11 protein-coding genes are annotated in these 8,781 nt (G+C 61.0%); 1 reads left to right on the top strand and 10 read right to left on the bottom strand.

The genetic code is table 11. From position 1 onward, the window contains the following. Nucleotides 1-65: 65 nt before the first annotated feature. Nucleotides 66-407 carry a hypothetical protein gene (locus tag ACRY_RS20475; RefSeq protein ID WP_011930873.1) on the bottom strand — a complete coding sequence of 114 codons (342 nt, stop codon included), beginning with the start codon at nt 405-407 and terminating at the stop codon, nt 66-68. A 786-nt stretch (nt 408-1,193) separates the two neighbouring features. Continuing rightward, nucleotides 1,194-4,442, bottom strand: coding sequence for a MobF family relaxase (gene mobF / locus ACRY_RS02350; RefSeq protein WP_011930874.1), 3,249 nt, complete (start codon nt 4,440-4,442; stop codon nt 1,194-1,196). Between the two features lie 461 nt (nt 4,443-4,903). Here mobF and ACRY_RS02355 point away from each other — a divergent pair, with 461 nt between their 5' ends. Further along, nucleotides 4,904-5,308, top strand: coding sequence for a hypothetical protein (locus ACRY_RS02355; protein WP_231295235.1), 405 nt, complete (start codon nt 4,904-4,906; stop codon nt 5,306-5,308). Nucleotides 5,309-5,501: 193 nt separating this feature from the next. On the opposite strand, the gene ACRY_RS18805 is transcribed toward ACRY_RS02355, so the two are convergent. The 8 genes from ACRY_RS18805 to ACRY_RS02375 all read right to left on the bottom strand — a co-directional run bounded on the left by ACRY_RS18805 (nt 5,502) and on the right by ACRY_RS02375 (nt 8,681). Then, nucleotides 5,502-6,167: a PEP-CTERM sorting domain-containing protein gene (locus ACRY_RS18805; protein ID WP_081432856.1), complete on the bottom strand. Its 666-nt coding sequence runs from the start codon at nt 6,165-6,167 to the stop codon at nt 5,502-5,504. Between the two features lie 503 nt (nt 6,168-6,670). Beyond that, entirely contained in the window at nt 6,671-7,003 is a 333-nt protein-coding gene (locus ACRY_RS02360; protein WP_043508999.1) for a DUF2442 domain-containing protein, read from the bottom strand. After that, complete coding sequence (locus tag ACRY_RS20095) at nt 6,958-7,173, bottom strand: DUF4160 domain-containing protein (protein ID WP_081432857.1); 216 nt, start codon at nt 7,171-7,173, stop codon at nt 6,958-6,960. Before ACRY_RS20095 ends, ACRY_RS02360 begins: the two co-directional genes overlap by 46 nt. Nucleotides 7,174-7,237: 64 nt before the next feature. Continuing rightward, nucleotides 7,238-7,528, bottom strand: a complete 291-nt coding sequence (locus tag ACRY_RS18815) for a DUF2442 domain-containing protein (RefSeq protein WP_011930877.1) — start codon at nt 7,526-7,528, stop codon at nt 7,238-7,240. After that, a complete protein-coding gene (locus tag ACRY_RS18820; protein ID WP_011930878.1) occupies nt 7,506-7,745 on the bottom strand; it encodes a DUF4160 domain-containing protein in 240 nt (79 codons plus the stop codon). The genes ACRY_RS18815 and ACRY_RS18820 overlap by 23 nt, the downstream gene beginning before the upstream one ends. Further along, nucleotides 7,746-8,192 (bottom strand): DUF29 domain-containing protein, encoded by a 447-nt coding sequence (locus tag ACRY_RS02365; protein WP_011930879.1) that lies wholly within the window; start codon nt 8,190-8,192, stop codon nt 7,746-7,748. It lies immediately after the preceding gene. Then, nucleotides 8,189-8,389: a DUF2283 domain-containing protein gene (locus tag ACRY_RS02370; RefSeq protein ID WP_011930880.1), complete on the bottom strand. Its 201-nt coding sequence runs from the start codon at nt 8,387-8,389 to the stop codon at nt 8,189-8,191. Before ACRY_RS02370 ends, ACRY_RS02365 begins: the two co-directional genes overlap by 4 nt. Next, nucleotides 8,370-8,681, bottom strand: coding sequence for a type II toxin-antitoxin system RelE/ParE family toxin (locus ACRY_RS02375; RefSeq protein WP_011930881.1), 312 nt, complete (start codon nt 8,679-8,681; stop codon nt 8,370-8,372). The genes ACRY_RS02370 and ACRY_RS02375 overlap by 20 nt, the downstream gene beginning before the upstream one ends. Between the last annotated feature and the right edge of the window lie 100 nt (nt 8,682-8,781).

Here is an 8,781-nt window from a genome sequence, read left to right on the forward strand (position 1 = left end):
TTCCTTAACTGCCTCAACGAAAGCCTCAGTATCCGAGTTGTCCGGTATGGGTGTGGGGTTGGAGATCATTCAGCAGACTCTTCCTGATGGAGGTGGGCGCTACGCGCCGGCAGATCGGCTTCAAGGCCTTCTAGAAACGGCTGGGAGACGGGTGGAAGGCCATCGCCGGTGGGTAACTGCCGCTCGCCGGGTAGTAGCGTCGGAATACGTTCCAATGGTGGCTGCGCGCCAAGCTCGGCCTTATCCGGCTGTTCGTCATCAGACACCAGGACTGCGGCGCTAAACAGGCTGTAGCGGATGCCATCACGGTTGCCAGACCAGGCCACACGGTCATTCACGATATAGGCGTTGGCTGTGCCGGTCGGGCCGATCTGGCGGACTTCTAGCCATCCGCCATCTTTGAGCACTTGTAAGGCCGTTCTTACCGTGCGGTCGGTGCAGCCTATTAGGCTAGCCAGTGTTTTCTGACGCCACTAGAGCGTTGTGGCGGCCCATTTTCGACACGATCACATGCATGAGGGCGCAAGCTCTCGGGTTGCCTACGGCTAGCTGTGCCCATTTTTCGTGAGCTGCTCGTTCTGTTTGAACCCACGTTCCGCTGGGCGCGGTTACGATACCGTAAGATTTTTCTCGGGCAGCCATTTTCACGAATCCAGAAAAAATTTTTCAAATTTGTATGTCAAATTTCCGCACCCCAGGCAATTTTTTATTTCTTGAATCAAGAAAAATATTTCCCGAATTTTCCGAACCCCGGAAGTAGCTGGCTTCCGGGGGGTAGGAAGTAGCTGGCTTCCGGGGGGGGGGGTATAATATGATGAAAAAAAAGGTTTTTTTCTTTGCCTCTTCTATGATCTAGAGGAGCACTCCCGAAGGGGGCTGCCTGCCGTGCAGGTAGTCCACGGGGATGCGTAGCGGAGCGCCCCGTAAGGAGGCTGGCGACGCGCAGCCTTCCCGGTGGACCCACCTGTGCGGACTGGCTGATCAGGCGGCCCTCCGGGCCGGTTTTTTTGGCTCGACGGACAGAGAAAAGAACGGAAAAGCGCTGAAGCGCTTTATCCTTCAAAGGCCACCCCTGACGGGGTGGCAGGGCAACGGCCAAAGGCTCGTGCCAGCTCAGACTTCAGATTGGCTTTGGAGGACGATGCGAGAGCGTTTCAGGCTGATGACCAGCGGCATGGGAGCCCCATGGTGGGCTAGGTGACTTCAGGCCCGCTCCCAGTGGCCTTGGGTCGCGCCTGACGGCCCGCCGCACGGGCCAGGAAATCCTTGATCCCCGCTTCCGCAGCGTCGGCCTCCCCTCTCAGCCTACCCAGGAAATCCGCCTGCCACGCACGGTCGGAAGCATCAATCTCGTCGATCTCAGCCAGCCTGGCAGCGCAGTTCGTCTCGACCCCCTGCCATCGCTCGGCCACCCGGCCGTAAAGCCCGCGCTGATTTTCAAGCAGGGCTTCCAGCGTCGCAATTCGCTGAGCCTGCGCCTGATGCGCCGCCCGAGTGGCGGTTTCCGGCAGTTTGCGCGCCCGCTCGGCGGCCAGAGCCTCAGACAGGCGATCCAACTGCCTCTCGGCCTCCAGGAGCCCGGCCCGGTTCGCCTCCAGGACTTCGTAGAGGTCAAACCGCCGGTTTTCACGGTTCTGCCGGCGCTCAAGGGCAAGCCGTTCCTGCTCATGGATCGCCGCACTAGCCCGTCGTATCACGCCGGTCATCTGCCGCAGGCTGCTCACCTCAGCGCCCCCTGCTGCCTTGATCGCTTCCCAGATCCTGACGGTTTTCGCCACCCGCGCCGCCCGCTCGGCCTCGACCCGCTCACGTTCCGCATCGAGTCGCCGCGGCTTCTTGAGCTCGTCGGCCTTGGCGGCGATCTCCTCGACCCGCTCGTCAGCGGTGGCGATTGTATCGTCGGTCTCCAGGATCGAGGCGAGCACCGCCTCGGGCTGTTCCTCGTCGCTGACCATTACGTAAATCGGCGCGGCGCGGCCGCGCGTCGATCCCGAGTACATTTGGTTACGCCCCAAACCGGCGCGGCCGACGAAAATCGCGCGGTCAACGGTCATGCCCTGGGCCGAGTCGAGGGTCGAGGCGTACCCCAGCTCGACGTGCTGTTTCACATACTCAGAGGTGAGGAAAACGACCCGGCCTGCCGCGTTTTCCACGAAAATTCCGTCTTCTTCGGCCCCGATCACTTCCCAGGTGTCGCCGTTGTAGATGCTGCGGTCGTGGTCATTTCTCCGGGTTCTGATCGTATCGCCGACACCGCAGCCTTGGTCGCGCGCGATCTCGACGACTGGCTCGATCTCCTTAAGCTTCTGAATTTCAGCGGAAATTCGGGCGGCTTCTTCGTTCGTGTACGTCACGACCAGGCTGCCAGGGTGCTCGGCCCAAAGGGCCGCCACGACGCGGGCGTAGTCTGCTGAATTGGCTGTTTTCAATCGCCCGCCGCGTGCCGCAGCGTCGACGACGGCACGCGCATCGCCCTCGCGGAGCGCCTGGGCTTCAGCGGCCCAGGCGCGGTTGCGGAAGGATGTTTTCAGCTCGGCCACCGCCCCGGCCTGCTCGGCGGCGCGCGTCAGCACCCCCCATGTGGCTTTCCGATCAATGCTTTGGGATTGTGATCTGTCGCCCGTCATGACGACCTGGATCTGGCTCGCCGGATCGGCAGCCAATCGGAGAACCGCGAGCAGGTCCGCCTCATCGACGACTCCGGACTCGTCGATGACCAGCAGTGTCGGCTTTCTTGCTTTCCCCACCCGCGACTGATGGCGGGTCAGGAAATCGGCAATCGACATTGCCGCATTCGCTTCGATGTCTTGCCCGAGGTTGCGTCCAATTTTAGCGTTTCGGGCGATTGCGATCACCTCCATCCCCTGCCGCCGCGCGGCTTCGGCAGCGGGCTTGAGGATGAAGCTCTTCCCAGCCCCGGCGACACCGCGGATCGCACAGAGACCCCGGCCCTCGGCGATCAACCGGAGGGCGATGGACTGTTCCACCGTCGCCGTTTCCGGGACCTCAATGAGGAGGCGCTGGCGCTGCTGGCGAGCGAGGGCGGAAAATTCCTCGATCATGCGGGCTTCCCACTGAACGCGGCGGTCTGTCACGATGCGGCCGCCGATGCCGGCGACCGCGTGCGCGCGCCGGGTGTCCACTGCCAGGCCTTCCTGCATCGCGAAAACCGTGGGCGAGAGCTTCCCAGTCATGTGAACGAGGCCCTCGGCGGCCGCGGCATCGAGGAATTTCGCGGCCTTGAGCATTGAATCGGCAGCCGGAACGCCCTCGCCGACCATCCACGCGGCGAGGTCCGTCAGACAAAAAATCTCCTGCCCACAGATGAAGTCTAGGGCCGCTTTTTGGTCATAGCCCCCTCGCTTTCTGCGGGAGGGGGAGGGAGACGGCGCCTCGCCGCCTCGCCGCGCGCGGAGGCCAGCCAAGCCTTTTTCAAGAGCCGCGCCGCCCAAAGTCCGCCAATCCGCTCGCAGCCTGTCGGCGTTCTCGCCCCCGTTTGCGAGGGTCAAATCGATCTCGGCCTCGATCTTTTCGTAGTCGGCGGCGTTGGCCTCCCGGTCCAACCGCCAGAGGTGATGATCCAGCCGGTCGTCGATCGTCCGGTGCAGGCCGGATTTTACCCGGTCCCGCCAAAGGCGCTCACTCGCCCTGCTTAGATTTTCGGCGGCCCCGGCCAGGTCGCGGAGTTCCGGCGTCTGCACTGAGCCGACCTGACGGCTGAGCCAGGCGTCCTCGCTCAGCCCCAGCAGCTCGCTGATGCAGGCTTTCATGGCCCGCATCGCGGCAGCCGTCGCCACGCGCTGCGAGGACATGAACAGCTTTGAATCGATGGTCCGCCACGCGTAATCGCTACCTTGAGTAGAATTAGATATCATAAAATGCACGTGCAGGTGGGGGTCTCCGGCAGAGGAGCCCCTGTGCGTGAAGCTGGCCGCGATCAGCCCATCGCCGGAGACCGAGTTCACCCCGTCGCGTCCTGTGCGGGTGCGGACGAGGCCCTCCAGTGTCTCCAGGAACACCCGTTCGGCGACCCGTGCGGCTTCCTCGGCGGCCTCGCGCTCGGCCGGGTCATCCGAGGCCAGGAGGAGACTGACGGATTTCGGGAGGGCCAGGATCACCCCGTAAAATCCCACTTCGGCCCCTGCGCCCCGGAGGCGGATCTCGGTGTCGGGAGCTAGCGGGTCCAGTGGGTCAGGCCGTTTCAGAACGCCGTCGCGCATCACCGCTAGAATGTCAGGCATCCTGACCAACTCACCCAGTTCCAGCTTCGCCGCCCCGCGGCCGATCCACCGGCCGGGCAGCCTATCACGGGCGAAAACCTCGGCGAGTTGCGCCCCCGTCACCTCGTCCTTGAGGGCCGCGGCAAGCCCGGCTTGCTGCGCGACGTGCCGCGCCATCGCCGCGGCGGACGACCGGCGGAACGTCCGGGAGCGGCTGGCCATTGCCGTCCCTACCGGGGTGGTTTGGGCGCCCCAGACGGGGGGGGCGAGCTGAGGACAGAGATCATAATGCCGATGTGCCTCGGTTTTTGTGAAAAAGCAAGGCGGCTGGGAGGGAGTGGCGCGCCGGCGAGCGGCGGGGAGGCGGCTGGGAGGGAGTGGCGCGCCGGCGAGCGGCGGGGAGGCGGCTGGGAGGGAGTGGCGCGCCGGCGAGCGGCGGGGAGGCGGCTGGGAGGGAGTGGCGCCTGGCTGGCACCAGCCATGACTAATCACGATTGGCCATGATTAGTCATGGGTTATCAGGGTGATATGTGCCATGATTAGTCGTGGCCAAGAACAGCAGGGACGGGAATCGAGAGCGTGCTGCCCGGCGGCGGGCGGCTCTAGCCGAGCGCGGTATCAAGCAAGTCCTGCTTATGGCTCCGGAGCAGGCGCACCCGTTGCTGAAACACGCGGCTAGCCTGATGACCCGCGACGATGACCCACTGGAGCCACGTGCGGCGCTGCGTCGGGCTGGCGGGGCGAATGAGCCGGAGCCCGGCGATGCCTCGCCCGGCCTGGCTGCGGAACTGGAAGCCGCCAAAGCCAGGATCGCGGAAATCGAGCGTCAGGCAGAGGCGCAGAGGGTCATGGCGGATGACGCTGCCGAGCGTCAGAGGCGGCTGCTAGAGGTTGAGCAGGAGAAAGCGCGCGCGAGCGCAGAGGAGGCCCAGAAGGCCGCCAGATCTGCCCAGGCAGCTGAAGGGCGGGCGGCAGAGGCGCTACGGCGCGCGGAGAAGGCGGAGGCTGCTATTAGTCAGGCCAAGACCATGCCGGGCATCAAGGGCCGTCTAGTGCGCTGGCTGGCGGGTGACGTGCTGCCGGATTAGCTGACCGGAATCGACCGTTTACGGGCATGGTAAAATTAACTGACCAAAAATTAGGGTTTGATCGTTAATGGCAGGAAGTTTTATTGGTCACGGATTCTGAGCGGGACCATTTCTGACCGGATCAGACAATTGGGGTAGTGCGCAATGGTCGATTGGCGACTACCCCAATCAAGCGGCTTTAGTCAGATTCAGATCATGCGCGTTTCTGGCGCTTGCGGATCACGAAACCAAGAGCAAGAAGACCTGTGCCAAGCAATACGAGCGACCCAGGCTCTGGAACATCTGTCATGCTGACCGTCGAACTGGCTTCGCCGGTTCCAGTTGACACTACTTTATAAACTGCTGTGATTGAATATGGCCCCGTGAAGTCAGGAGTCATAGCAACGGTGTCGTTTGTTCCCGTGGACGTGAACGTCGCGGACGCAAGTTCGGTCGACAGTCCGTAGGTGGCATCTGAAGTGTTGGCATAAGTTGTTTCTGTTACGGCGTTGATTGCGCCAGAATAGAAATTCTCCGTCAGACCACTCAGCATGTTGTACTGACCAAGCGGACCAGTCAGCCCAGTCTCAGTCGCATAAACGAACAAGGTCCCTCCCGTTGACGTTGAGGTATTGAGCGCCGTGCTCGAAAAATTTGTGGCAGCCCCCGGCGCCCCGCTTGCAGTTAGCTCATTGAGCGAGAATGAACCGTAAGATCCGCTAAATATTGCTCCTCCACTTCCAGTAGCTTCAGTTGTGATGGCCCCACCATTGACGCCGGACTCTTGCAAGCCCAGCGAAATAACGCCTGCCTGCGCGACGCTCAGTGCTCCGAGCGAGGCGCCAATGATAAAAACCGAACTTAGTAGGATACGTTTCATTACATTCACTCCACAATGATTTGGCGAGATCTTGTATAATGCAAAAAACACGCCAAAAAATAATATCTAAATACTTCAATATGTCACAGATTCAAAGAATCAGATGTGTAAATAATCCTGACAATAGTTACGAAATAAGCACAACCTGTAAAAGCAATGCCGATCATTTCTTCGCGTTTAGGTTTGTTGGGCGAATTAAAGTGTAAAATCGCGCGGGGCGTGACTGTCTTGCATGTGTATCAGGGTCTGAAGCGATCCTGCTCTATCGGGTTGCCCGACGATTTATACAAAGTCACAGACGGCGCCGACGCAGCGCCATCCGCAAAGCATTCGTTGGGCGCAGAATCCACATTATGGAACTTCCAGGCAAGTCATGGGTAAGTCACGGCGTAGTCCAGCCACCGCGGGCAGGCCGGGGCGGTAGTCATGGGTGCGCGGGGACTGGTCGAGAGGCCCCGCCAGAGGCGCGCCAGGCCGGGATGAATACTTGCCGGAGGGCTTCGTCATGCGGCCAAAACCCATTCACCGGTTGCCGCAAGAGCGTCGTGCATCGCATCGGGGGCCAGATCGATCTCACCCGGCCAGGTGACGACGCCATAGAGGACGTGAACCCGCGCGAACTCAGCCGGATCACGCAGCCGGGCAAAGACACCGGCCGTCGGTGCCGTGATCATCGCCGCCATATCGACGGTCCCCGCCGTACCGTCATGAAACCTCACAGCGAGACGGTAGCCCGGCAATGGAATCACATCGCGCACGTCATCCGCGGCTGTCGCCTCGATCGGCGGAATCAGGGCAGCGGCGAAATTTTCTGAGGCGGCTGATTCTGCGCACATAGGGTCCAATTCTCCATCAACTCGGCGCGGTGTTGCTCACCCCATTCCCGCACCAGCGCGAGAGCCGTGCGGGGCAGGTGCCCCTCGATGATGTCGAGGGTCTGGATGTCGATCTGTGCCTTGAACCCGGCGTAACGGGCACTGCTGATGGCAGTTTGCAGATAAATTATGGCGTGTTTTTGCCGCCATTAACCCGGAACGCGGGCTATTGATCACGAAACCGCTTCCAAAACGTCATGCAATCCTGGGACGCCAGGTTGCAGAACCACGGGGGGCACGGGCACCTCGCAGCAAGCCCTCAGTGCTCAAATCCTCGTCCAGGTCAGGCCAGTGAATGCCGTAGCCGGCTCCTGCCAGCTCCCAGTGGCTTCTTTGCTCCGGAGATGCATTGAGAAGGCGCGGAAACCAGGCCAGAGGCACGGCAATCGTCCGACCATCCATCAAGCCGACGATCAGCTCATAGTCGGTCACAGAAACAGTACGAACCCGAATGTCCGGAGTTTCAGTCTCGGCCAAAGAAGCCATACCAACTCTCCAAAAGTGTCTGCTGATGGTCGCGTGTCATTCGTAGGAGCAAACCGAGTTCACGTGGTGAAAAACCAGCATTCGAAGCCAGAGCGACAGGTTCGAGCCAAAGCTTCGCCGTTGCTTCGGCCCGATCAATATGCACGTGCGGCGGTTCGTTCGGCTCATGGCTGTAGAAATAGAACCGATATCCCTCATGCCGGAAAACTACCGGCATTCACGATTCCTCCCCCGGCCAGAAATCCTCGGTCATCATCTGCTCGAAAGACCATGGGCAGACCGGGCGAAACGTCTGATCTGCCAAGCCAGTTTCCATAGCGGCTTCACTGCGTGCCAGGCGGTAAGCGCGGCTGATTGCCTCAACCAGCCTCGATCTGAGGCTGGGGTTTTCGGTCAGGTGCTCGGAAATCTTATGGCGCTGGATGACGATACTGGTCCGCCAGCTGGGCCCCTGGAAATTCGGCTGGTACTGCCATTTCAGCAATTGCAGCAGCAACACCCTGATGCGGCTGACGAGTTCGCGCATTTCGCCGCGGCCCAAGGTCTCGATCTCCTCGATGATGTTGGCGAGATCGGCGGCATCGAAGCGCCTTTCGCGGAGCAGAGCGGCCTGTTCATTGGCCCAGGCATAGAAATCTCGGTCGTAAAGCGTTGCGTTGCTCATTTGGCATTCTCCGAACCTGCCGATAGCTTTGTCCGTGATTGCACGTTCAGCACCTCGATCCCGACTAGGTGCCCAATCTCATCCATATCCAACAGGATGCCTGGTTCCAGCTCCCTGGTCTCTGCAACGGTCGTGCCCTTCGGGCCGAACCGGACATAGACCGCATCTGTATCAGGATCATAGCTGGTCGTGATCATGGTCTAGATCCTCGATCAAAGCTCCATGATTCTGAGCGTTATACCAAATGCGAAGGATTTCGACGTCCGGGACGGAAACTCGGTGGACGATCACGTGGGGCCAGATCACGGTCAGCTCCAACGCCCCTGAAACTAAGCCAGAGCTCCCTCGCTCGGGCAGATATTCGAACCGATCACAGGCCGCGACGAATTGCACCGCGACGCGGGTGGCTGCGTGCGAGTTCTCGCGGCCGATATGTTGGCGGATATGGGCGAGGTCATCGAGTGCCTCAGCCGTGAAGATTACCGGCATTCAGGTTTTGGGAGCTCGTTCTCTGTTCCCCAGGAAAGCAGCCATTGCCGAACTTCCTCGTAGGGCACGGTGCGCCCGGCGTCCGCAGCTACAATCCCTG

Source organism: Acidiphilium cryptum JF-5, from assembly GCF_000016725.1.
Taxonomy (GTDB): Bacteria; Pseudomonadota; Alphaproteobacteria; order Acetobacterales; family Acetobacteraceae; genus Acidiphilium; species Acidiphilium multivorum.

Coding starts and splice junctions, on each gene's coding strand:
- mobF (WP_011930874.1), bottom strand. CDS start 4,442: ATGGCCAGCCGCTCCCGGACGTTCCGCCGGTCGTCCGCCGCGGCGATG.
- ACRY_RS02355 (WP_231295235.1), top strand. CDS start 4,904: ATGACCCGCGACGATGACCCACTGGAGCCACGTGCGGCGCTGCGTCGG.
- ACRY_RS18805 (WP_081432856.1), bottom strand. CDS start 6,167: ATGAAACGTATCCTACTAAGTTCGGTTTTTATCATTGGCGCCTCGCTC.
- ACRY_RS02360 (WP_043508999.1), bottom strand. CDS start 7,003: ATGTGCGCAGAATCAGCCGCCTCAGAAAATTTCGCCGCTGCCCTGATT.
- ACRY_RS18815 (WP_011930877.1), bottom strand. CDS start 7,528: ATGGCTTCTTTGGCCGAGACTGAAACTCCGGACATTCGGGTTCGTACT.
- ACRY_RS18820 (WP_011930878.1), bottom strand. CDS start 7,745: ATGCCGGTAGTTTTCCGGCATGAGGGATATCGGTTCTATTTCTACAGC.
- ACRY_RS02365 (WP_011930879.1), bottom strand. CDS start 8,192: ATGAGCAACGCAACGCTTTACGACCGAGATTTCTATGCCTGGGCCAAT.
- ACRY_RS02370 (WP_011930880.1), bottom strand. CDS start 8,389: ATGATCACGACCAGCTATGATCCTGATACAGATGCGGTCTATGTCCGG.
- ACRY_RS02375 (WP_011930881.1), bottom strand. CDS start 8,681: ATGCCGGTAATCTTCACGGCTGAGGCACTCGATGACCTCGCCCATATC.